15 protein-coding genes are annotated in these 24,603 nt (G+C 72.0%); 1 reads left to right on the top strand and 14 read right to left on the bottom strand.

What is annotated here, in order from left to right; translation table 11 throughout:
* Positions 1-35: 35 nt before the first annotated feature.
* From WMF44_RS08680 to WMF44_RS08745, 14 genes are all read right to left on the bottom strand, one after another.
* Positions 36-1,466 carry a hypothetical protein gene (locus tag WMF44_RS08680; RefSeq protein ID WP_437298660.1) on the bottom strand — a complete coding sequence of 477 codons (1,431 nt, stop codon included), beginning with the start codon at positions 1,464-1,466 and terminating at the stop codon, positions 36-38.
* Positions 1,467-1,763: 297 nt separating this feature from the next.
* Positions 1,764-2,816: a tetratricopeptide repeat protein gene (locus tag WMF44_RS08685; RefSeq protein WP_437298661.1), complete on the bottom strand. Its 1,053-nt coding sequence runs from the start codon at positions 2,814-2,816 to the stop codon at positions 1,764-1,766.
* 115 nt (positions 2,817-2,931) lie between these two features.
* Positions 2,932-4,353: a hypothetical protein gene (locus WMF44_RS08690; protein WP_437298662.1), complete on the bottom strand. Its 1,422-nt coding sequence runs from the start codon at positions 4,351-4,353 to the stop codon at positions 2,932-2,934.
* Between the two features lie 311 nt (positions 4,354-4,664).
* Positions 4,665-5,696, bottom strand: coding sequence for a PEGA domain-containing protein (locus WMF44_RS08695; RefSeq protein ID WP_437298663.1), 1,032 nt, complete (start codon positions 5,694-5,696; stop codon positions 4,665-4,667).
* A gap of 271 nt (positions 5,697-5,967) precedes the next feature.
* Positions 5,968-7,563: a protein kinase domain-containing protein gene (locus tag WMF44_RS08700; RefSeq protein WP_437298664.1), complete on the bottom strand. Its 1,596-nt coding sequence runs from the start codon at positions 7,561-7,563 to the stop codon at positions 5,968-5,970.
* Positions 7,564-7,908: 345 nt separating this feature from the next.
* Entirely contained in the window at positions 7,909-9,264 is a 1,356-nt protein-coding gene (locus WMF44_RS08705) for a PGRS family protein (RefSeq protein WP_437298665.1), read from the bottom strand.
* A gap of 305 nt (positions 9,265-9,569) precedes the next feature.
* Positions 9,570-10,649, bottom strand: coding sequence for a tetratricopeptide repeat protein (locus WMF44_RS08710; RefSeq protein ID WP_437298666.1), 1,080 nt, complete (start codon positions 10,647-10,649; stop codon positions 9,570-9,572).
* An 88-nt stretch (positions 10,650-10,737) separates the two neighbouring features.
* A complete protein-coding gene (locus WMF44_RS08715) occupies positions 10,738-12,096 on the bottom strand; it encodes a PGRS family protein (RefSeq protein WP_437298667.1) in 1,359 nt (452 codons plus the stop codon).
* A 257-nt stretch (positions 12,097-12,353) separates the two neighbouring features.
* A complete protein-coding gene (locus WMF44_RS08720; RefSeq protein ID WP_437298668.1) occupies positions 12,354-13,391 on the bottom strand; it encodes a PEGA domain-containing protein in 1,038 nt (345 codons plus the stop codon).
* 11 nt (positions 13,392-13,402) lie between these two features.
* Positions 13,403-15,169, bottom strand: coding sequence for a hypothetical protein (locus WMF44_RS08725; protein ID WP_437298669.1), 1,767 nt, complete (start codon positions 15,167-15,169; stop codon positions 13,403-13,405).
* Positions 15,159-16,178 (bottom strand): hypothetical protein, encoded by a 1,020-nt coding sequence (locus WMF44_RS08730; RefSeq protein WP_437298670.1) that lies wholly within the window; start codon positions 16,176-16,178, stop codon positions 15,159-15,161. Before WMF44_RS08730 ends, WMF44_RS08725 begins: the two co-directional genes overlap by 11 nt.
* A gap of 280 nt (positions 16,179-16,458) precedes the next feature.
* A complete protein-coding gene (gene tsaD, locus WMF44_RS08735) occupies positions 16,459-17,529 on the bottom strand; it encodes a tRNA (adenosine(37)-N6)-threonylcarbamoyltransferase complex transferase subunit TsaD (protein ID WP_437298671.1) in 1,071 nt (356 codons plus the stop codon).
* Complete coding sequence (locus WMF44_RS08740; protein WP_437298672.1) at positions 17,517-18,107, bottom strand: hypothetical protein; 591 nt, start codon at positions 18,105-18,107, stop codon at positions 17,517-17,519. Before WMF44_RS08740 ends, tsaD begins: the two co-directional genes overlap by 13 nt.
* Positions 18,104-22,372 (bottom strand): tetratricopeptide repeat protein, encoded by a 4,269-nt coding sequence (locus WMF44_RS08745; protein WP_437298673.1) that lies wholly within the window; start codon positions 22,370-22,372, stop codon positions 18,104-18,106. The genes WMF44_RS08740 and WMF44_RS08745 overlap by 4 nt, the downstream gene beginning before the upstream one ends.
* A 244-nt stretch (positions 22,373-22,616) precedes the next feature.
* Between WMF44_RS08745 and WMF44_RS08750 the strand changes: the two genes are divergently transcribed.
* Entirely contained in the window at positions 22,617-24,374 is a 1,758-nt protein-coding gene (locus WMF44_RS08750) for an AAA family ATPase (protein ID WP_437298674.1), read from the top strand.
* Positions 24,375-24,603 lie beyond the last annotated feature (229 nt).

Raw genomic sequence — 24,603 nt, forward strand, 5'->3', positions numbered from 1 at the left:
TCGGAGCAGACCGAGGCGGAGATGCCGGCGGGGCATCACGGCCCTGGCGCAGGCGGTGCCCCGAAATCCAGGAGCGGGAGCGCTAGCCCTGCGTCGCCGTCGTGCGCGACGTCGCTGCCTTCGCCGCCGGCGCCGGCCGCGCCGAGCTTGATTGTGGCGCCGTCGAGCGACGGGATGGTGTCCGGTGTGCCCACGAATGCGATGCCGAGGGAATGGCCGCCCAAACCGCCGCCGCCGTTTCCGCCGTTGCCGCCGTTACCTCCCCGCCCGCCGGCACAGGCATCACGAACGGAATTGTTGGGACCAAAACTCTGGCCCTCCCCGCCCGCCCCACCGTATCCACCCAACCCGCCGGTCTGGCCGGCGGCGCCGTCGCCGCCCCTGCCGCCATCGCCGGCGATCAGGCGGACGTCCTGGAACGTGAGTTTTGCGTTGAGGCTCACCAGGGCAATGCTCGACCCCCCTGGAGAGCCGCCCTTGCCGCCTGCACCGCCGCAGCCGCCTGCGCCACCGTTGCCGCCGCTGGCGCCGCTGGCGCCGCCGCTGCCAGCGATCGTGGAGCATTCGGTGTTCCCGCGGGAGCCTCCGCCGCCCCCGCCGCCCTGGGCGATCTTCCCGCGTTGGCCATCACCGCCGGGTGTACCGGCGTAGCCGGTGCTGGAGAGCTGGCCGATGCCGCGCGCGCCTGCACCAGCTACGCCAGGGTCGCCGTCGCTACCCTTCTTGCCCGCGGTGCACGTCGCGGTTGTACTATTGTATCCTCCGGAGTTGTCGTTGTTCTTCTCGTCTGGATAACCTATGTCACCGGAGGTCCCGCGGTCATCCCGGCCAACTCCTCCCCGGCCACCGCGCGAGTCGTCAGTGGTATCCAGGGTGGTGCCGCAATCATTCACCTCCGGCGGTGCTGTTATCACCGCAGCTGCCGAGCAAGCGGGATTGCCGGCGATGCCGTCGGGCGCCTGTTCGCGCGGCGAAGGAGGTACGGCCCCCGAGGCCCCGGGGGCTGCATCCCCTGCCTCGAGCACACACCGGACCAGGTCGACCTTGCAGTGATCAGCGATCGCTGCGATGGAGGAAGTTCCCGCGTCGTTAGGAGCGATCGACGGCGCGATGATATGGAGATCCTCCAGATGTACCGTGCCGCCGACGACGCGCATCGTCAGCGGCACGGCTCCGGGCGTCGCCCTCAGCGTGGTCTTCGGTTCATCCCCCCATCGCCAGTTCGCGGTGCAATCGAGCGCGCCAAAGACGGTCACGCTCGAAGTCACGGTGAGCGTTTCCTCGAACTCCTCGGCGCACGCGTACACGCGTCGCGCGCTCTCGTCCTCAATCTGCGCGGCGAGCGCGAGTGCCTCGGCGAGCGTCTTCACCGGTGCCTCGGGCGTCCCGCTCCCGCCGTCGCTCACCGTGGCCGACACGAACACGCCGCAGCGCGCGTCTGCCGTCCAGCCCTGGTCGCTGGGCACGCACACCAGGGGCGGCGGCCCTCCCCCTGCACCCCCTGAGCCTGCGGCACCCCCGGTTCCAGCGGCGCCGCCCGCCCCTGCTCCGCCGGTTCCAGCGGCGCCGCCCGCCCCGGCGCCGTCGCCTGCCTCGCCACCCCTCCCGCCTTCGTCTCCACATCGATGCAGCTCGCTGCAGTCGGGGCCGAGGCAGCTCGTTGTCTGGCTCGCCACCGCGAACGACGCCAGGACCAGCGTCGAGGCCCCGCGCGCAGCCAGCCGTATCCCTCTCTTGATGGGTCGGTTCATGGGTTCCTCGACTCAGAAGGCGCCGCCGGCGACGAGTCCGCCGCCGCCTGGCAGCACGAGCGGTGCGAGGCGCACCTGGCGCTCCGGCTCGCTCGGCGCCGCAGCGAGCCAGACGTAGCCGAGCGTCCCGATCGCGCTGGCGCCTGCGCCGATGAAGCTCCACAGAGCCAGGTTGCTGAAGAGATATTGATCGTCGACCAGCGAGCGCAGCTCGCCGCACTCCTGCGTCTGGTTGATGCCCGCGGGGTACCTGCAGTCGACGGCTTCTCCCTCCATGGCGTCGACCACGCGCCACTGCCGTTTCGCGTCGCTCGCTTTGCCGTTGGCGACGAGCGTGAACACGACGCCCGCGACCACCCCCGCGCCCGTCAAGACCCCGCCGCCGACGAGCGCGGCGCCGCGCACATCCATCCCTGCGTCTTCGCGCGCGTGGCGCGGGGTGGCTGGCGTCGCGACCGCCGGCGCGGGGGGCGGCGCCAGATCGAGGGTGACGCGTTCTTTCCCCCCCTCGCTCAACTGGATCGTCTTCGTCACCGGGCGCAGACCCTGCACGGTCGCGGTCACCGTGTGCTCGCCGGGGTCGCACTCCACCGGCCCGGTCTGGACGACGCGCTCGCCGTCCAGCGTCAGCTCCACTGCGCCCGGCGCCACGCCCGCGATCGCGATCTCCAGGGTCGGGATGCGGGATGCGAGCGCGGTGAGCTCGATCCGGGCGTCCGCCTGGGCCTGCTGGAACTCCTGTGGAGCGCCGGCGACGAGCGGCTCGTCCACGACACGCTGGTAGAGCGAGCGCGCCTCGAGCAGGCGGCCGAGCCGCTCGCAGGAGCGCGCCGCGAAGAGCAGGAACGGCGGCGCGTGGACCTGTGCGTCCGCCTCGCGGAAGGCTGCGAGCGCCTCCTCGTAGCGGCCGGCGTTGAAGTGCTCCCAGGCCTTGTCGGCGAGGGCTCGGGCCGCCGCCTTGGTCTGCGCGGTCGACGGGGCCGGCTGGGAGATCGCGGTGGCCGGCACGGCCGGGAGCGCGAGCACGAGGAGCAGAGCCAGGCGGAGTCGTCGGCGGGATCGCATGGCGGAGAGGTGCATGGGAGCCGTGGGCGGTCGAGTTGAATTTCAGCGTGTCGCAGAGGGCCGCCGGAGCTCTGCGCGGGCGAGGGGTCGACCTAGGCGGGATGCCGGCAGGACCTCATGGCCGCGGAGCAGATGTTGACGGGGAGAAGTCCAGCAGCGGGAGGGCTTGTCCCGTCTCACCGTCCTGCGCGGCGTCGCTGCCTTCGCCGCCGGCGCCGGGCGTGCCGAGCTCAATGATGGCGTCGTCGAGCGGCGGGATTGTGTCCGGCGTGCCCAGGAACGCGATGCCGAGGGAATGGCCGCCCTGACCGCCGCCGCCTTTGCCGCCGGTGCCTCCCTGGCCTCCCCTCTCGCCGGCACAGGCGTTACGAATGGAATTATTGGGACCAAAACTCTGGCCCTCCCCGCCCGCCCCACCGTTTCCACCCAACCCGCCGATTTGGCCGGCGGCGCCATCGCCGCCCCTGCCGCCCTTGCCGGCGATCAGACGAACCTCATGGAACGTGAGTTTTGCGTCGAGGCTCACGAGAGCGATGCTCGACCCCCCTGGAGCGCCACCCTTGCCGCCCTGACCGCCGCAGCCGCCTGCGCCGCCGTTGCCGCCGCTGGCGCCGCCATCGTTGGTCCCAGGGCATTCGGTACTCCCGCGGGAGCCTCCGCCACCCCCGCCGCCCTGGGCGGTCTTCCCGCGTTGGCCATCACCGCCGGGTTCACCGGCGTAGCCGGCGCTTGAGAGCTGGCCGACGCCGTGTGCGCCTGCGCCAGCTACGCCCGGGTCCCCGTCGCTACCCCTCTTGCCCGGGCTGCACATCGCGGTTGAACTATTGTATCCCCCGGCGTTGTCGTTGTTTTTCTCGTCTGGATAGCCTATGTTACCGGAGGTCCCGCGGTCATCCCGGCCATTTCCTCCCCGGCCGCCGCGCGAGTCGTCGCTGGTATCCGTGGTGGTGCCGCAATTATTCGTCTCCGGCGGTGCTGTTGCCACCGCTTCTGCCGAGCAAGCAGGATTGCCGTCGCTGCCGTCGGGCGCCTGTTCGCGAGGAGGGGGAGGTGCGTCCCCCGACTTCCCGGAGGATGCATCCCCTGCCTGGAGCACACAGCGGACCAGGTCGACCTTGGAGTGATCGGCGATAGCTGCGATGGCGGAGGTCCCCGCGTCCGCCTGATCGATCGACCGAGCGACGATATGGAGATCCTCCAAGTGTACCGTCCCGCCGACGACGCGCATCGTCAGCGGCACGGCTGGGGGCGTCGCCCTCAGCGTGGTCTTCGGTTCATCTCCCCACCGCCAGTTCGCGGTGCAATCGAGCGCGCCAAAGACGGTCACGCTCGAAGTCACCGTGAGCGTTTCCTCGAACTCCTCGGCGCACGCGTACACGCGTCGCGCGCTCTCGTCCTGGATCTGCGCGGCGAGCGCGATGGCCTCGGCGAGCGTCTTCACCGGTGCCTCGGGCGTCCCTTTCCCGCCGTCGCTCGCCGTGGCCGACACGAACACGCCGCAGCGCGCGTCGGCGGTCCAGCCCTGCTCGCTGGGCACGCACACCAGGGGCGGCGGCCCTCCCCCGGCACCTCCGCTCCCCCCAGCACCTCCGCTCCCGCCCGCGCCCGCGCCCCCGCTCCCCGCGGCACCCCCGGTCCCTCCGGCGCCCACGCCTCCTGCTCCCCCTGCGTCACCCCCGTTCTCGCTGCAGAACATGGGCTTGTGCTTGCAATCGTCGTGGTTCGAGTACGGGAAGCAGCCAGCCAGATCGAGGCCGGCGGCCGTCGTTCCGAGGACGAGCAGCGCGGCGGTACGGGCAGTCCGAGGCATCAGCCATTCTCCATCGTCTTGAGTTCAGATCCCGGTCGTCAGAACGCCCCGCCCACCGAGAGACCCACGTCGTTGATTCCCACCCTGGGCGTCACCTGCACGCGCGCCTCGGGGCCGCTCACGAAGGCATAGAGCAGCGTCCCGAGGCCGACCGTCCCGGCCCCCGCGAAGCTCCAGAACGCCACGTTGCTGTAGAGCGCGCTCTCGTCGACCGCTTGGCTTTGCTTTGTACACGCCGCTGGAGCGGGCCGGGCGGTGCACGGGTTCCGATTTCCGGCGAGCAGCGCGGTTTTCTGCGTCTCGGCATCTCCGGCCCTGTTGTTCGCGAGCACCGTGAAGAGCACGCCCGCCGCGGCGCCAACGCCGGTCGCGACCCCACCCGTGACGAGCACCGCCGTCCTCCCGCTGCCCCGCCGCACCTCGGGAGCCGGCAAGCCGATCTGCTCCGCGCCGGCGCGCGTCGCGTCGGGCGCCGGGGTGCGCTGCAGATCGAGGACCACCGCCTCCGTCCCGCCGGCGGTCGCCTCGACCGAGCGCGCCTGCGGCACATACCCGTCGAGCTTCGCTCCGACCTCGTGCCGGCCCGGATCGAGGAACACGGTATCCGCGAGCGGCGCTCGCCCGACGCTCGCCCCGTCGACTGTCACCTCGGCCCCGTCCGGCGCGACGCGGACCGTGACCGCCGCGACCTGCGCCCGCGCCTCCTGCAGCGACGCCTCCGCGCGCTGCCGCTCCTGGACCTTCGTCTCGGGGGCCTCGCGGAGGTAGCGCGTGAGGTACTCGGCCGCGTCGCGGGGCTTGCCCACCCGGAGGCAGGCCACGCCCAGGTTCGAGGCGATCTGGTAGTGCGGCTTCAGCCCCCACGCCGCGAGGAACGCCGCGTGCGCGTCGGCCCACTTTCCTGCGTTGGCCGCCTTCACCCCGTCTTCGAAGAGCTGGCGCGCCCTGTCCGTCAGCGCGTCGCTCTCCTGCGCCTCGGTCCGAGGGGGCGCAGGCTGTGCTCCGGCGGCAGGTGCCAGCAAGGCGACGGCGATGCTCAAGGTCCACAGCAGCGGGCGGTTCGTCGTCATAAGGAGTCCAGCGGTGCTCCAGGGAGCTGCGGTTCGGAAGACGCGTACAGCCGTACTTTACCCACCCTGGAGCGCGAACCGTACCTCTTCCGCGCCGTGACGGAAGCTTTTGTCCACCCGTTCCACGCAGGGCGTGATGGTGCAGCGGCTCCGCCGCACGCCGCCCCGCCCGCCGTGCTGCGCGGCGACAGCCTCGGCTGAGGGGCTTCCCGGAGGGAGAAGCGTGCTCTCGGAGCGCCGGAGACCGCTGCTCCCCTCCCTTCGACTTCCCTCAGATCCCCCAGCGCGGCTTCGCTGGCTTCGGCGTCTGCGGCGGGCTGGGGGTTGTCGGCGGAGACGGCCGCCGAGGGGATGTGCTGTGGGGGGCGGGGCCGCTCGGGGGCTGTGTGCCGGCGGCTGGCGCAACAGGGCCGCGATCGTCGCTCGGCGCGCCCGTGCGACCCGCTGCCGGCGCGCCGGCGCGAACGGCCGTTGGTTCGCTGGGTGGCGTGGGGTCCTGCGCTGATGGCTCGGAGGCGGCCTCCGAACCCGCATCCGTCACCGGCGCAGACGGCACCACGAGAGGTGCAGCGGTCGACGTCTCTGCAGCAAGGCGACTCGCCGGGGGCGCGGACGGGGCATCGCGGGTGGTGATCTCCGGGCCGGAGGCCGCGAGCTCGGCGGTCGCCGGGGCGTCTGCGGGAGACGGAGCCTCGGCCTGCCCGCCATAGTACGCTCCGAGCGTCACGCCGAGCCCGCTGACGGCAGCCGCGGCGCCCGCGGCGATGAGCCACGTCGTCCACGCGACCGAGCGCCGTCCACCGGACGGCTTGGCAGGATCGATCGTGCCAGTCAGCGTGCCCGCCGAGACAGAGCCCGCCAGCGGCGCCGGTGACGGAGCGAGCGGCCCGCCTGGGGTCGTGCCGCCCGGCCCCAGTGGCATTCCGGGCAGGGGCGTCGCCGCCCCTGGAACGAAGCCGGTGGGGGCCAGGGGGAACGGTCCGTGCGCATCGGACACGGACGACGCGAACCGCGGCGCGCCCGCGATGCGCGCGAACTCGTCGACCAGCTCGCGGACGGTCTGGAACCGGTGGGCCCGATCGCGCGCCAGCGCCCGGTGGAAGAAGGCGTCGATGGTCGGGGGCAGGCCGGGGGCGAGCTGGGTCGCGGAGGGGATCGGGTCGACGAGGATCCTGGTCATGACCTGCGCGAGCACATCGCCGGGGAAGGGGAGGTATCCCGTGACCATGCGGAACAGGATGACCCCGAGCGCCCAGAGGTCGCTGCGCGCGTCGACGTCGCGCTCGGCGCGGAGCTGCTCCGGGCTCATGTAGTGGGGCGAGCCCATCACCTCTCCGGTCGTGGAGGCGTCGGCGACGAGCTTCGAGGTGGTCTCCTTGGCGATGCCGAAGTCGAGGAGCTTCACCAAGTCCTCGTCCTCGCCGTCGACGTGCGCGAGGAAGAGGTTGGCGGGCTTGAGGTCGCGATGGACGAGGCCGGCGTCGTGCGCGCTGCGGAGGGCCTTGCCGGTCTGGGCGAGGATGCGATGCGCCTCCAGCAGCGGGAAGCGGCCGCGCCGCAGGAGGCGCGCGTTGAGGTCCTCGCCCTGGAGGAGCTCCATGACGAGGTAGGGGACGCCCTCGTGAATGCCGAAGTCCTGCACCTTCACGACGTGCGGCGTCCTGAGCTGGGCGGCCGCGCGCGCCTCGCGCTCGAAGCGGGTGCGGAACGCGGGAGAGCTGGCGTAGGCCGGGTCCATGAACTTGACGGCGACCGGCGTGCCGAGCTGGAGGTGGTGCGCGACCCAGACCGAGCCCATGCCGCCGCGAGAGAGCGGGCGCTCGAGGCGGTACTTGTCGATGAGGACGGAGCCGGCGCCGAGGTGCATGGGCGGGAGTTCGGGAGGAGGGAAGAGGCTAGCGGATCCGGACGCGGGGAAGGAAGAGGATGAGGGGGAGCGGGGGTGGATCGGGTGGCGGCGGTTGGGGGAGGGCGGCACGGGGCAGGCGGTGATGGGGTGCCGACCGGGGTTCTCCTGATGCGGGCGTGGTGGACGGAAGCTCGGGCGCGCGGCCGATGCTGAGGTCAGGGGTGCTGACAGCGTGTTTGCGCTCCTCTCGGTGGAGCGGTGACATCTCGGGAAGCGGGCCACGCCGAGCGACGCCGCTGGCGGGATCGCGGGGCCTTTGGGGAGCGCGAGACGCACGAGGGGCCATCGATGGGGCCCATGGCGTCACGAGGAGGTGAAATCGAGCGTCGGCGCCTTGGCTCCGCGGGCGCCGTCGCCGTCGCTCCCGTCTCCCTCGCCGCCGAGGCCGGGCTCGCCGAGCTCGAAATGGATGTCGTTCGCGTCCATGGGCGGCGGTGTGCCGCGAAAGGCGATGCCGATGGAGTGACCGCCGCGGCCGCCGCCGCCGCGGCCGCCCTGACCACCCTGACCGCCGCGGCCGCCGTCGCAGGCGTCGTTAAGGCCGGAGGAGTCCGGCGGTGCCACGCCGCCCACGCCGCCGTTGCCGCCGCCGCCGCCGGGCTGTCCTGGAGCGCCGTTGCCGCCCTTGCCACCGCTGCCTGTCTTCAGGGTGACGTCGTGGAACTGGAGGGTGGCGTCGAGGCTGATGAGTGCGATGCTCGCGCCGCCGGCGGAACCGCCGAGGCCGCCCTTGCCACCGCAGCCGCCCGCGCCGCCCGAGCCGCCGCTGGGGCCGCCGACTCCCTTGGCACCGCCGGGGCAGGAACGCCCGGGGGAGCCACTGCTGAGAACACCGCGAGCGCCACCGCCGCCACCGCCACCCTGCGCCGTGGTTCCGGGCATGCCGGAAACGCCGGATAGGCCGGTGTAGCCACCTTGTGAGAGGGTGCCGAGAGCCGTGGCCCCGGCGCCTGGCCCGCCGGGCATGCCATCTGCGCCGGCCTTGCCGGGGGCGCAGAGAGTTCCCCCTGCTGTCTGCCCGGCTCCGCCATTGGCCGAGCCACCCGGTAGGCCATCGCTGCCGCTGACACCGCTGCTCGGTTGTCCTACTCCGCCAGCGCCGCCGATGGAGACCTCGCCCCCATCTTCGCAGTCGTTGAATTGCTCGACACCGCCGGCGGTAACAGAGGCCATGCACCCAGATTCACCTGGGTTCCCATCGCCACCGCGCGTCGCGCTGTTCGTGTCCTGGCGTTGAGCGGCGCCAGGCGCGGCATCACTTGCCTCAATCGTGCAGCGCGCCAGCGAGACCGTGACACCATCGGCCATCGCCGCGATGGACGACGCTCCGGATGTCAGAACCGATTCAGCAAGGACATGCACGTCCTCCATCCGAGCTGATCCGCCCCCGTGCATCGTGAGCGGGATGGTCCCAGCCTCGGCCGTCAGCGTCGTCCGCTTCTGTTCGCCTACCCATCGCCAGCCGTTCTCGCAGTCGAGTCCACCGAACAGCGTCACATTCGCCTGGATCTCGACCTTCTCTTCGAACGTCTCGGCGCACGCATACACGTTCTTCCTCGTGGCATCGGGGAAGGCAGTCGCGAGGGCGATGGCTTTCCCCAACGACCTCACCGGCGCGTCCGGCGTCCCGGCGTTCTCATCGTCTCCGTCGAGCCTCACGAAGATCCCACCACACAACGCGTCGGCCTTCCATCCGTCGCCCTCTCCTGGCACACACTGCGGCGGCGGTCGCGGCTGTCCTCCGGCTCCGCCTTCTCCATCGCTCCCGTGGCAGCCGAGGATGTCCGCGCAGCCGGTGGTGTCCTCTCCTTGGGAGCCCGCTTCGTCGGCCTCCTGAGGACGAGAGAACGGCCAGTCGCACCCGGCCCCGCCGGCGGCTAGGGCCATCGTCGCTAGAAAGAGCACCGAGGCGACACGAGCGCGGCGACGCATAGTGCAAACTCCTCCTGTCCAGGAATGCGAGATCAGAGCTGTCCGGTGAGCGAGAGTCCGGCAACACTCGGCCCCAGGAGCGGCGCTGCCCGCACGCCTGGCGCCACCTCAACAGGCTTCCTCGTCACGAGCCCATACACAAGCGTGCCAGCTCCGATCGCCCCGCCTGCCACGAAGCTCCAGAACGCCGCGTTGCTGAGATCAACCTTGGCATATGCCGTATCCCTGAGGCCATTGCAGCCGGTCTGGCTCATGCCACGACAGGAAGATTCGCTGTACCCGTTGGCCAGCAACGCATCCCTCTTGTGCTCTGCCTCGCTCGCCCGCGCGTTGGCCATCACCGTGAGTATCGCGCCCGCCGCGACGCCAGCGCCAGCCGCAATCCCGCCTCCGACGAGCACTGCCGTCCGGACGTCATCTCGCGGCGTTATCAGTGCCGAGGAGATCGATGGGGCAGCGCGCTCAGTCACGCTTGAGGATGGCATGCGTTCGGCTGCCGGTTGCTCAACGGCCGGCAACGCATCGATCGCGGCCTGATCAAGCTTGACGCGTTCTCTCGATCCCTCGGCCAGCTGGATAGCCCGGGTCAAGGGGCGGCGCCCAGGCGAGCGAACGACCAAGGTGTGAGCGCCTGGATCGCGCTGCACCGGGGTAGAACCCTGGATGGGCAGGCCATCGAGCGTTATCTCCAGCCCGGCAGGAACGGTACCCGTGACGTTGACTTCCACGGTCGGGGTGCGCGCTTCTAGCTCGGCAAGCTCCTTCGTCGCGCTGGCTTTCGCGTCGGCGAATGCGGGTGGAGCGCCGGGCGCAAGCTTTTCGTCCACGACGAGCCGATATATATCGCGCGCCTCGAGAAAGCGGCCGAGCTTGACGTAACAGCGCGCCACCATGAGCAGGAACGGGGGCGCGTGCGCTTTCGCCTCCGCGTCACGAAACGCCTGAAACGCCTCCGTGTACCGGTCAGCCTCGTAGTGGGCCCATCCCAGCTCAGCGAGCGCGACAGCGGCTGCTTTGCTCTGCGCCGACACAGGACTGTCCTGCGCCGCCGCAGGCGATGTGCAGAGCAGGCCGACGAGGAGCAGGCTGGCCGCTGCAGAACGGTAGTTCATCGCCGCACTCTTACTCACAGATTGTCCTCGGGGAAAGAACGCGAGCCGGCGAGTTCACGAGACCAGGCAACCGCGGGGCACGGTGGCGTCACGGGGAGGCGAAATCGAGCGTCGACTCCTTGGCTCCGGAGGCGCCGTCGCCGTTGCTCCCGTCTCCCTCGCCGCCGAGGCCGGGCTCGCCGAGCTCGAAATGGAGGTCGTTCGCGTCCATGGGCCGCGGCGTGCCGCGAAAGGCGATGCCAATGGAGTGACCACCGCGGCCACCGCCGCCGCGACCGCCCTGACCGCCCGGGCCGCCCGGGCCGCCGTCGCAGGCGTCGTCAAGGCCGGAGGAGCCCGATAGCGCCTTGCCGCCGGTGCCGCCGTTGCCGCCGTTGCCGCCGCGCTGTCCTGGAGCGCCGTTGCCGCCCTTGCCACCGCGCCCTGTCTTCAGGGTGACGTCGTGGAACTGGAGGGTGGCGTCGAGGCTGATGAGCGCGATGCTCGCGCCGCCGGCGGAACCCCCGAGGCCGCCCTTGCCACCGCAGCCGCCCGCGCCACCCGAGCCGCCGCTGGGGCCGCCGACTCCCTTGGCATTGGGGTCGGGGCAGGAGCGCCCGGAGGCGCCACTCTGGGGAACACCGCGAGCGCCGCCACCACCGCCGCCACCCTGCGCCTTGGTTCCGGGCAGGCCGGGCAGGCCGCCTGCGCCGTCGTAGCCACCTCGTAAGAGGGTGCCGAGAGCCGTGGCCCCGCGGCCTGGCTCGCCGGGCATGCCACCTGCACCAGCGTTGCCAGGGGCGCAGACAGTTCCCCCTGTCGTCTGCCCGGCTCCGCCATTGGCCGAGTCACCCGGTAGGCCATCGCTGCCGTTGCCACCGTTGCTCGTCTGTCCTACTCCGCCAGCGCCGCCGATGGAGACCTCGCCCCCATCTTCGCAGTCGTTGAATTGCTCGACACCGCCGGCGGTAACAGAGGCCATGCACCCAGCTTCACCTGGGTTCCCATCGTCACCGCGCGTGGCGCTGTTCGAGTCCTGGCTTTGATCGGCGCCAGGCGCAGCATGACTTGCCTCAATCGTGCAGCGCGCCAGCGAGACCGTGACACCATCGGCCACGGCCGCGATGGACGACGCTCCGGATGTCAGAACCGATTCAGCAAGGACATGCACGTCCTCCATCCGAACTGATCCGCCCCCGTGCATCGTAAGCGGGATGGTCCCAGCCTCGGCCGTCAGCGTCGTCCGCTTCTGTTCGCCTATCCATTGCCAGCCGTTCTCGCAGTCGAGTCCACCGAACAGCGTCACATCCGCCTGGATCTCGACCTTCTCTTCGAACGTCTCGGCGCACGCATACACGTTCTTCTTCGTGGCATCGGGGAGGGCAGTCGCGAGGGCGATGGCTTTCCCCAACGACTTCACCGGCGCGTCCGGCGTCCCGGCGTTCTCATCGTCTCCGTCGAGCCTCACGAAGATCCCACCACACAACGCGTCGGCCTTCCACCCTTCGCCCTCCCCTGGCACACAGTTCGGCGGCGGATCCGGCGGCCCTCCTGCCGTTCCGTCCGACTGGCAGTCATCCAGCAGCTCACCACTCAAGTCAAGGCACGTGGGGTCGCTGCATTGAGGTCCTATCGTTCCCATGGCCATCGTCCCCAGGAAGATCGCAGCAGCAAGATGGGCGCGACGACGCATAGTACGGCCTTCTCCCTTCGAAGTACGTAAGCTCAAAACCTTCCGCTGAACGAAAGCCCGGCAATGCCCGGTCCGAGGAACGGCGCCACGCGTGTGCCCGGGACCGTCTTCTGAGGCTCAGCGTTCATCGTCACCAGCCCGTAGACCAGCGTGCCAACCCCGACCGTTCCCCCCGCCACGAGACTCCAGAATGCGACGTTGCCCAGGTCGATCTCGTCATAGACTGCGTCTTTAAGGTCGCTACACCTGGGAACGTCCCCCTCGGGGCATCTCTTCTCGTCGCCCCATTGGGCTTTCAGCTCGTTCCGGACCTCTTCCGCGTGATCGGCTCGATTGCCGGCGAGCACCGCGAAGACCACGCCCGTCACGATGCCGGCGCCCGCCACGACCCCGCCCGTGACGAGCAACGGCGTCCGCAGCTCAGCGCGCGGCGCCACCGGCTCCACCACGAAGGGACGCGCGCCCACGCCAGCGACCGGCGCGCGCTCCAACTGCACCGCCACCGTCTCCGCACGGCCCGCCACCGCCGCGACGGGACGCGTCGCAGGCGCGTACCCATCGAGCTTCGCCCCGATCTCGTGCTCGCCCGGTGCCAAGAACACCCGATCCGCGAGCGGCGCCTTGCCCACGACCGCCCCGTCGACCGTCACTTCCGCCCCCGCCGGCGTCACCTGCACCGTCACGGATGCGACTTTCGCGAGCGCCTCCTTCAGCGACGCTTCGGCGTTCTGCCGCTCGTTCACCTTGGTGGCCGGCGCCTCGCGCAGATACCGCGTCAGGTACTCTGCCGCGTCGCGGTGCTTGCCCAGCTTGAGGCACGCGACCCCCAGATTCGACGCGATCTGGTAATGTGGCTTGATCGCCCACGCCGCGAGGAACGACGCGTGCGCATCGGCCCATTTCCCCGCCGCCGCCGCCTGTCTCCCCTCTTCGTAGAGCTGCCGCGCCTTGTCCGTCAGCGCGTCGGTCTCCTCAGCGACGGCCGGAGTGGCCGGCTGCTGCGCGCCCGCCGGCTGCGCCATCAACGCCACGGCCACACCAAAGCTCCACAGAAGCGGTCGCTTTCTCATCGTCGGAGTCATCAGAACTCAGGCTTCCCTTCGGGGAGAGGCGGCACGGCAGTGCTCGACGGCGGCACCTTACCCCCTCTGGGCTTCGGGTCCAAGCGCCCCGGCGCGGCCCCACCTGCCTTCGTGTTCCTTGTCCGCCCGGATGGCTGCGCCTTCGGCTGAGGCTCACCCTGCTGCGGCTGCTCCTGCGCCGCCTGCGGCTTCGCCGTCGCCTCCGGCGGTGCCGTCGTGGCGGGCGAGCCTGTCGTCGCCGCCGCGCCGGCCTCGGCGCTCGGCCCCGGCGCCGCCGCGCTCCCCGAGGGCGGCGCCACGCCCGGCCCCGTCGCTTCCGGCGCTACAGTCCCACCCCCGGGTGCCCCCTGCGACACCAGCACCGCGACCATCCCCGCCACGGCCACGAAGCCGAGCCCCGCGACGGCCCAGATCCACGTCCGCGACGACGCCGGCTTCTCGACGATGACCGGGATCTCGTCGCGCTCCTCCCCGCCGACGCTCGGCACCGGCGGCATCGGCCCCGCCGGCGCGCTCCACGCCCCGCCGTTCGCCGCCCGCCCGGCCCCGCCGCTCGCCGCCACGGCATTCCCCGCCGCCGCCTGGCCCATTCGCACAGGCCCCGTGCCCCCCGCCTCGATCCCCGCCGCCAGCGCCGCGCTCCCCAGCAGCTTCTCCGAGTCGATGACCAGCGTCCCCTTCGGCCCAACCTGCTGCGACGCCGGCCCCGCCGGCCCCGCCACGCCCTTCTGCGACGGCGGCAGCGACCCCGGCGCCCGCCGCTCCTGCAGCGCCACCCCCGGCATCGCGCCCGCCACGCCCACCGGCCCCGTCCCGCCCTGCTGCGCCGCGAACCGCTCGCGCCACCCGCCGCCGAACTGCGGCTTCTCCTCCACCTCGGCCAGCGGCCGCGCCCCGAACATGCCCCGCGCGATCTCCCCCTCGTCCTCCGAGACCTCCTCGATCCGGAGCAGCACCCCGTGCCGGTCCTCCATCGTGACGTCCCGCTCCCTCACGAACCGCACAGATACCCCGCCCGGGATATCCGCCTCCCGCCCGCTCGTGATCGACGTCCACTTGATGTTCGACCGGTACAGCACCGTCGCGATCTTCGCCGCCGCCAGCGCGATCGACCCGAAGGGCTCATCCGGCTTGTGGACGATCACCACCCGCTTCGGCTGCGCCCCCTCGTCGGCCACCCAGTCCCACGTCGCGCCGCTCCGCCGCAGATACGGCAGATCCCCGAACTCCTCGACATACCGCTCCAGCACGTGCGCCACACGCTCCGGCGCCTCCCGCACCGCGCCGGTGTACTCGCGGTAAAACATGCCCGCCGACGAGTTCAGCTCCGTCGCGTTCATCACGTGCCGGTAAAACGTCGCCGACGCCTCCAGCAGCGTCGCATACCCGAGGTCCCGATCCACCGCGACGATCCCGTGCGCGAACGGCGGGTTCCCCCGCCCGGCATGGTCGACCGCCCCGCCGATCCGGAAGCCGAAGATGAGCCCCACCGCCCCGTGGCCAGGCTCGTGCTGCGTGTCATCCCTCGACAGATTGCCAATCGCGAACGCGTGCGTCGCCCCCGTCGCAGGCTCGATGTACTTCATCAGCCGCGCCAGGTGGCTGAACTGCGTCGTCGTGAGGGGCCCTTGCGGCACCTCCGGGCAGTACATGAAGTCGATCTGGTGCCCCGGGATGTTCCCGTGCAGCACATGATACCACGCCGCGTCCGCCGGCGCGCGGTACCGCGGGATCACATACCCCGAAGCGCCCTCGCTACCGTACATTGGGCCTGACCTGCTGCGGCACCGGCGGGGCAGGGAGCGCCGCTGTCCGCGACAGCGCCGAATGCCCGCTGATGTCCTGCTTCATCCGCTGCAGGAGCTGCGGATCATACGCGTTCTTCGGGAGGATCTTCTCCACGAAGTGCGAGAACAGGTGATGCGTGCTGTGCCCGTAGCTCGCCGACCCGACGAGCACGCGAATGTCGATGTTGTTCTTGTACCGCTCCAGGCTGTCGATGAGCGTCTTGTAATACCCGCGCGCCTCCCGCTCCACCTCGGCCGGCGTCCCGGACAGAACATCGGACTTGTTGATGAAGAGCACGACCGCCTTGCACGAGGCCAGCGTCTTCGGGCTGAAGAAGAACTGCAGCGACTGCGGCTGAAACTCCCGGAGCTGCTCCTGGATCCTCGACGGCTCGATCTTCTGACCGTCCTTGCCCGCCAGATCCACGACCATCAAGAGCCCATGGATCTCCTCCATGATGAGCTCCTGCTGCGCATCCACGATGTGCTCGCCGCCCCAGTCGCCGATCTCGAACACGTGCTCCGTCAACACCTCTTTCGTGAGGACGTGGCTGACGGTCCGCTCGTAACGCTCGATCTTCGTCCCCTGCAGCGTGCCCAGATCCACGAGGGGATTCGCCCACTTGAGCGTGAGCGACGTCTTGCCGGTCCACTTGATGCCGAGCGTCAGGATCTTGTACCGCTTCTGCGTGATCTTCGGCCGGCTCTCGAGCTCGCTCTTGTACCAGTCGATCTCCTTCTGCTGGGCGTCGAGCCAGTCGACCTTCTGGCGATCGTCGCTCCTCGCGATCTCGAGCGCCTGCTGGATCTGCCCGTACTGCGACCGCATCTGATCCAGCTGGCCCTTGGCCTGCCGGAGCGCCTCGATGTGCTGGTTCGCGTCCTGGAGCTGCCGCTTCAGCTGCGTGGCCTGCATCAACAGGAACACGGCGCCTGCGCCGCACGCCACCGCGATCAACCCGAGCACTATCGGTAGAACAACCTGCATGGCTTACAATCCTCGCGCCCCGCCGGGCGGGCTATCCCGCCCTGTCCTGTCCCGCGCGGCCGGAAGAACGGCGAGCGCGGGCCGGCCTGAATCCTGAGAAACGCATCAGACCACGGCTCGCCGCAGCGTACAAGTCCGAGGTAATCCCCAGCACGAGCCATGACTTCATCGTCCGCCACCGTTCGCCATGGTCCGCCACCGGACGCCACCGGACGCCATGTCCCCCCACACACAGGACCCGCGTCCTCCGCGCGCCGCTCCCGCTACCGGGCTGTCCCGATCACCTCGCGCCACCGCCCTTGCGGGTCACCCGCGGCAGCGCCGTCCTCGTCTCCGGCGCGAGATCCAGCGTGTCCCGCTCCCCGGCCGCGAGCCGCAGCGCGCCCGCATACGCGATCATCGCCCCGTTGTCCGTGCAGCTCGCGAGCGGCGGCACGAACAGCGCGAGGCCCCGCCGCTCGCACGCCGCGGCCATCTTCGCGCGGAGCCCCTGGTTCGCCGCGACCCCACCGCCGAGGACCACCCGCCCGATCCCCTCGGCCCGCGCGGCCCGCACGGTCTTCTGCACGAGCGCGTCGACAACGGCCCCCTGGAAGGCCGCGCACAGGTCGCGGAGCGCCTGCCCCTCCGGCCGCCCCCGCTTCGCCACGTGCCGCGCGACCGAGCTCTTGATGCCCGAGAAGCTGAACTCCAGCGATTCCTTGCGCGCCATCAGCGCCGGCACCGCGTCCGCCGCGGCCGCCGCGTCGCCCCCGGCGGCGAGCCGATCGACCACCGGCCCGCCCGGATAGCCGAGGCCGAGCAGCTTCGCCACCTTGTCGAACGCCTCGCCCGCGGCGTCGTCGCGCGTCGCGCCGAGCTCCCGGATCGCGCCGATCGCCGGGCCATCCACCCGGTAGATGGCCGTGTGCCCGCCCGAGGCGAGCAGCGCGACGTACGGGAACGACGGCCGCTCGTGCTCGTCGAAGCGCGGCGCGCCGCCCCGCCGCAGGAACACCGCGAGCAGGTGCCCAACGAGGTGATCGACGCCCACGAGCGGCTTGCCCGCGGCCCACGCGAGCCCCTTCGCGGCCTGCAGGCCGACGAGCAGCGCCCCGGCGAGCCCCGGCCGCGACGTCACCGCGACGCCGTCGAGATCCGCCGCCGAGACGCCCGCGCGCGAGAGCGCCTCGCGCACCACCGGGACCACCGCGCGCGCGTGATCGCGCGCCGCGACCTCGGGCACGACGCCCCCGTAAGGCGCGTGCAGCGCCACCTGGCTGCGCACGACGTCGGAGAGGACGTCGCCTCCCTCGGTGACCACCGCCGCCGCCGTCTCATCACACGATGTCTCGATCCCTAGAACCCGCATGTCCCTGTCCGCCGCGTCAGCCTGAAATTGCCAAACACCTGCCGCTGCCCCGCCGCATCCGCCTCGTCCGGCGCGAGCGGCGCCCGGCCAGGCCGGAGCAGGCGCACCTCGACCGACGCGTCCGTGCGCAGCGATAGCACCGCGAGCATCGGCTCCGCCTCCGGCTCCGACGCGTCGACCGCGTAGATCGCGTTGCGCTCCCGGCCCTCCCCGAACTCCAGCCGCGACAGCGGGTCGTGGGCGAGCGCGCCGATCGGCCGCAGCGGCACGCCGTCGAGGAGGCGCCGCTCGGCCGTGGCCCCGTCGGGCGCCTCGTAGGTCCACAGCGCGCCCGGCGGCTCCGGCCCGTCGAGCGCGTCCGCGTCGAGCGTGAGCCGCATCTGCACCCGCGGGCTCAGGCCGGCGCGGAACGCGCCGCCCAGCGTGATCGCGCCGCAGTACGCCTCCCCGTCGGCCGTCGAGAACCGGCTCAGATCGTCGCAGCCGGCCGCCCCGCCGGCGCTCATCGCGCCGGCGAGGGCGAGCGGCGCGAGCCGCAGCGCGCGGCGCCGCGGCCCGGGCGGAGAAGCGCGGCTCAAGGCGCGGCGCTCCGCATCAGCTCGGCCGCTGTCTGGCGGACGCGCGGCTCGGGATCGCCCGCCGCGAGCTGCCGGAGCACCGGCGCCGCCGCCGCGCGGTCCGCGGAGGCGAGGGCGCGGGCCGCCGCCTCGCGCACCAGGGCGTACGCGTCGGCGCGGGCCGCCTCGCCGAGCGTCTCGGCCACCTGACTCGGCCTGCCGCCGCCCGCGCCCCCGCCCGGCGCGCCGAGCCGGCCCAGCGCCTCCGCCGCGCGCACGCGCAGCGGCCAGCTCGACGAGGTCCGCAGGAGCTCCGAGACGGCCGCGATCGTCGGCCCGTGCCGGACCGCGCCGAGCGCCGCGAGCGCCGCGCGCCGCACGCTCTCCTCGGGATCGCCGAGCGCGTCGACCACCGCGGCCTGGGCCTCGGGCTCGGGCCGGGTCGCGAGCAGCTCGACCGCGCGCGTGCGCACCTCGATCGCCGGGTGCCGCACGAGCGCCACGAACCCGCTCACGACCGCCGCCGCGATCCCCTCCACGGCGGCCTCCACCTGCCCCCTCGGCTCCGGGGCGAGCGCCGCGCGCCCGTCCGTGAACGGCGCGAGCCCGAGCGCCGCGATGCCCCCGCCGGCGCCGCGATCGCCGCTTGCCCCGCCCGACACGGCCGCGCCGCGCGAGAGGATCGCGTCCGCGACGACCAGGGCCCGCTCGGGCGACGTCGCGACCGCGGCGACAGCGGCCTTCTGCAGCGCCGGGCCGAGCGCCACGAGCGCGGCCGCGCGATCCTCCGGGCCGGGCGGATCGGGGTCGAGCCCCGCGAGCACGTCCTTCACCGTCAGCGCGCCGTCCGGTACCGGCAGCGGCTCGCGCGTGCGCGGGTACGCGCGCCGCGTGAGCGCGACCGCCGCCGACACCGCGGCGGCGCGCAGCCCCTCGTCCGACGAGAACGCGCCGGCCGCGATCGCCTGGGCGGCCCCGCCCGCGGCGACCGCCTCGGCCTCGCCGGCGCCGCCGCCCCCGGGGCCCGCGCCGCCGCCGCCGAGCCGCGCGAGCGTGAGCAGCGCCGCGCGGCGGAGCTCCGGCTCGCTCGAGTCGGCGAGCGACATGAACAGCGCGGGCCCCTCGCCGCCGCCCGCGAGCTCGCCCAGCGCGCGGACCGCGGCGGCGCGCGGCACGGAGCCGGCCTCGGGCGCCCGCGCGACCGCGGACAGCGCCGCGGCGTGCTTCCGGTCGTGCGTCAGCCCGAGGCCGACCGCCGCGAGCGCCCGCACCTCCGGCGCCGGCGACGACAGGAGCCGCGCGAGCAGCGCCACCGCCTTGGCCGCCGGCCGCCCGCCGCCCGCCGCGAGCCGCGCCACGCCCCAGGTCGCGGCGACCGCGACCGCGTCGTTCGGCAGCACGCTCGCCGCCGCGTCGCGCGGCGCGAGCATCTGCTCGTAGCGCTCCAGCATGGCCGGGTCGCGCAGCGCGCCGCACGCGATCATCGCGCGGGCGCGCAGGCCCTTGTCGGCCTGGCCGATCGCGAAGTTGTAGAGCGCCGGCCCGGCGCCCTTGTTCTCGACGTAGGCCAGCACCTCGATCGCGATCTTCTGCTGCGACTCCTTCTCGTCCGCGAGCGCGTCGAGCAGCGGCTTCACCGCGCGGGCGCCGATCTTCGCGAGCTCCGCGCGCGCCGCCGCGCTCGCCGCGCGGCCGTCGCCGCGGACCTTCTGCATCAGCGGGAAGGTCATCGCGCCGTAGAGCTCCACGAGCAGCCGCCGGTAGAGCGGCTTCTGCGGGTTGCCGACCGCGACCGGCAGGAGCTCGCGCTCGAGCACCTCGAGCGAGCCCCTGCCGAGGTTCACCTGCATGGACATCCGCGCCGCGCGCGCGACGAGCTCCTCGTCGTTCGACGCCCTCACCACCCGGCGGAAGAGCCGGTCGGCCTCCTCGGCCTGCCCCGCGGTGAGCAGCAGCTCGGCGAGGTCGAAGTACACGGGGAACAGCCGGTCGTTCTTCGCGAGCGCCTGCCGGTACTCGGCGATCGCGCGCGGGAAGTCCTGCCGCCGGCGGTACATGTCGCCGAGCTTCTGGTGGCCGCTCGCGTCCTCGGGCGACAGCTCGACGGCCCGCGCGGCGTACCGGATCGCGTCGTCGTCGCGGTACAGCTCCGCGGCGTACTGCGCCATGCGCTGGTAGAACTCGCGGGCCCGCTTCGGGTTCACCTCGACGAGCTTGCCCAGCACGTCGATCGCGCCGAGGAGGTTCTGCTGGAGCACGAGCACGCGCTCCAGCGCGAGGAGCGAGTCCTCGTCGCCCGGCGCGGCCTGGACCAGCCGCCGGAGCGTGGCCTCGGCGTCGGGCAGCCGGTGCAGCTTGCGCTGCACCTCCGCGAGCAGCCGCCCCGCCTCCAGGTCGGGCGGGGCCGCGTTGAAGCGCGCGGCGAGCGGCGCGACGCGGCTCGGCAGCTCGTGGGTGAGCGACCAGAGACTGACGATGTGGGTGCGCGCCTCGCGCGCGAGCAGCTTGTCGTTGCCCGCCCCGGCGAGCAGCTGCTCCCAGAGCTCGCGCGCCTCCGCGTAGCGCGGCCCCGCGTTGCCGAGCGCGCTCGCGGTGCGCTCCAGCGCGATCGCGAGCGCCTTCTTGTAGCGGCTGTTCGCGGGCTCGAGCTGCGCGGCCTCCCGGAGCGCGGCGAGCGCCTCCGCCACCATGTCGTGGTCGAGGTACACCTCCCCGAGCGTGGCCGCGGCGCGCGCCCGGCTCGGCACGACCTGCTTGATGCGCGCCCACGTCTCCAGCGCCTTCTTCTTGTCGCCGGCCTGGAAGTACCGGTCGCCCAGGTCGACGAGGTGGCTCGGATCGCCGCCCGCGGCCGCGGCGAGCCGCTGGAGCACCTTGAGGGCCCGGTCCTTCTCCTCCACCCGCTCGTAGAAATCGGCGACGGCCGCGAGCGTCTCGGCCTCGTCCGCGACGCGCCCCTCGAGCTGGGTGAGCAGCGCGAGCGCCTTGGGCCGGTCGCCCCGCTGGATGAGCGTCTCGCACAGCTCGAAGACGAAGTCCGCGTTGCCCGGGGCCGCCTTGATCAGGAGCTCGTACTCGCGGATCGCGGCGTCGAGCTCGCCGGCGGTCTGCAGCAGGTGGACGAGCCGGAGCCGCGTGTCGATGTGCTTGCCGTCGAGCGCGAGCGCCTTCCTGTAGATCCCGATCGCCTTGTCGACGTCGCCGGTCTCCTCGTACAGGGCGCCCAGGGTCGCGAGCCGCTGGAAGTCCTGCCCCTTCTCGGCCTCGAGGATCGCGATGAGCTCCGCGAGCTTGCCCTCGGCGCGGAACGCGTCGGTCATGATGAGCAGGATCTCGGCCCGCACCCCGGCGGCGCTGCCGGCGATGGCGAGCGCCCGCTTCAGCACGGCGAGCGCCTCGTCCATCTTCTTCTGCTTGGCGAGCGCCTGCCCGAGATCGCGCAGCGCCGGCGCGAGCGCCCGGTTGTCGCCGGCCGCGGCCTTCACGAGCTCGCGGAACTCGGCCTCGGCGCGCGCGTGGTGCCCGCGCGCGGAGAGCTCGCGCCCGAGCTCGGCCTTCACGAAGAGCGAGCCCTGCGCGTTCTTCACGAGCGCGTCGTGCTGCGCCTTGGCCGCCTCGAAGTCGGAGAGGTCGAGGCAGAGCGCGAGCAGCGTGCGCCGCGTCTGCTCGACGTCCGCGGGGATCTTGAGCAGCGGCAGCGCCTTCTCGTAGTGCCCGCGCGCGCGGGCCTTGTCGCCGCGGTCCGCCTCGAGCTGGGCGAGCGCCATCATCGCCGCCGGGTCCCCGGGCCGGTCCGCGATGGCGGCCTCGTAGGTCTTGATGGCGTCGTCGTAGCGCCCGTCCTGCTTGTAGACGCCGGCGAGCACGACCTTCGAGGCCCAGGCGTCGGCCCCGGGCTGCGCGGCGCGGCGCTCGAACTCCTCGACGAGCTTCTTCAGGTTCCCGTCGCGCTCGCGGTAGAGCTGGGCGAGGCGCTGGAGGGGGAAGGGCGCGCTCGGCTGGCTCATGACGATGGCCGTGTAGCGCGCGATCAGCGCGTCGCTCGACGGGCCGCCCCGCTTCCCGTCGCCGGTCTCGGCCGGCTCCGGCTTCGCCTGCGGCGGCTTCGCGGGCTGCGGCCGCGCGGCGGGGCCCGGTCTGCCGCTGCCGGGCTTCGGGGCCTTCGGCCTGGGCCGCTTGCCGCGGCCGGACGGATCGAAATCCGCGGCCTCGGCGTGCGGGATAGCGAGCGTCGCGGCCGCGGGGATCAGGACCGCGAGGCAGCCGGCCAGAACGTGGGATCGCACCTGGGTAGGGTAGATCGACGGTGCGCGGCCGGCCACGCGGAGCAGCGGCGGCGCCGGGAACGGGCGCGATCGGGGCGGCGCGGACGCGGGACATGCGAGGCCGCTGAGCTCAGCAGACGACTTTCCCATTCCGGCCGAGCGCTTGACGCGCCGGGGGCGGCCGGGGACAGTCCCCCGCGCGCTCTGTCTGGTAACGTCGACGCCATCACGTCGAGCGACAGCCCCCTGCGCGCAGCGAGTCGCCATGCCCTTCATCCCCGCCCTCGGCCAGTCCGATTTTCGCGAGCTCCGCCGCGCGGGCGCGGGCTATGTCGACAAGACGCCCTTCCTGGGACAGCTCCTCGCCGATCCTGCGCAGGTCGTCCTGTTCCCGCGGCCGCGCCGCTTCGGAAAGACCCTGAACCTCTCCACCCTCGCGTATTTCCTCGAGAAACGCGACGAGGACCTCTCCCCGCTGTTCCAGGATCTCGCCGTCTGGAACGACCCGGCGGCCCGCGAGCATTTCCAGCGGTACCCCGTCCTCTTTCTGACGTTCAAGGACATCAAGACCCTCTCTTACGAGACCACGCTGGACGCGATCCGTACGGAGGTTCAGCGCCTCTACAGCCAGCATCAACACCTGCTGAAGAGCGACGCGCTCCGCCCCGATGAGCGGCGACATTACGAGCACATGCTCCTCGGAGAGATTTCCGAGGAAGACTGCCGTGGCTCACTGAGAGAGCTCTCCGATTACCTCGCGCGCCACCACGGCCAGAAGGTGGCCATCCTGATCGACGAGTACGACACCCCCATCCAGTCCGGTTACCTGAACGGCTTCTTCGACGAGGTGACGCTGTTCTTCCGGAACTTCTTCTCTGCCGCCCTCAAGGACAACCCTTCTCTCTTCAAGGGGGCGCTCACGGGGGTGCTGCGGGTCGCCCGGGAGAACCTCTTCTCCGGCCTGAACAACGTCATCGTGTCGTCGATCCTGAGCGATCGCCGCTACGCAACGTCGTTTGGCTTCACCGAGGCCGAGGTCGCCAGCGTCCTCGCGCAAGCGCGGCCCGACGGCGTCTCCGCGGCGCGGCCGGCCCCGCTCCCGGACCCCACGCTGCCGCGCGTCGAGGAGGTACGCGCATGGTACAACGGATATCGCTTCGGGGGCGAGGTCATCTACAACCCCTGGTCGATCCTCAACTGTGTGGCCAGCGGCGCGCTCCGGCCGTACTGGGTCAACACCGCCTCGACCGAGCTCCTCCAGCACCTCATCGCCCGGCGGGGGCTCGGGCTCTCGAGCGAGACCGAGGCGCTCCTGCGCGGCGAGCCCGTCGAGGCGCGCATCGACGAGAACATCGTCTTGCGCGATCTGGACCAGCAGCCGGAGGCGCTGTGGAGCTTCCTCCTCTTCTCCGGCTATCTCACCGCCACGGCGGTGCGGGAGGAGCTCGGCGAGGTCACCGCCTCGCTCGCCATTCCCAACCTCGAGGTCCGCGTCGCGTACCGCGATCTCTTCCGCTCCTGGCTCCGGCGCGGGCTCCCCGAGCGGAGGCACGCCGAGGCGCTTCTCCGCGCGCTGCTCGGCGGCGACGCCCCGTCGCTGGAGGCGCTGCTCGAGCGGCTGCTCGTCACGGTGATGTCCTATCAGGACCCCGCCGGCCGGGAGCCGGAGAAGCTCTATCACGGCTTCATCCTTGGCCTCCTCGTGCAGCTCGAGGGCGATTACGATGTTCGCTCGAACCGCGAGTCCGGCCTCGGCCGCGCGGACCTGCTCGTGCGGCCGCGCGCGCCGGGCCGTCCAGGCGTCGTGCTGGAGCTCAAGGTGCCGCAGCGAGGCGAGACCCCGGAGCAGGCGCTCCTCGCCGCGGCGCGGCAAGTCCGCGATCGCCGTTACGCGGTCGAGCTGGTCGCCGCCGGCGCCGCCCCCGTGCATGAGCTCGCCGCGGTCTTCGATGGAAAGCGCGCCTGGGTGAAACTTGTCGATGAGGTCCTCTCCGGCGCCAAGGACGGACACCTGCAGGGCTGATCGACTCGGGCAGACGTCGGGTACATCGTTGTTCGCGTGTGGTGAGGTGCACAACCTCCGATCCGCCCTCGCCGCGAGCTCACCGCGCCGCGGTCCCTGACGTTGCCTTGCTTACAGCACAATTTGCTGACGGGGAGCGCTGCGGTTCTGGATATCCTCGGTCGCTGCGATGAGCTCGTCCGAAGCACCCCACAGGCGAGCGCTGCGGCTCTCTGAGTCGTCTCAGGGG

It is taken from the genome of Sorangium sp. So ce426, from assembly GCF_051475585.1.
In the GTDB taxonomy this organism is placed as follows: domain Bacteria; phylum Myxococcota_A; class Polyangia; order Polyangiales; family Polyangiaceae; genus Sorangium; species Sorangium cellulosum_B.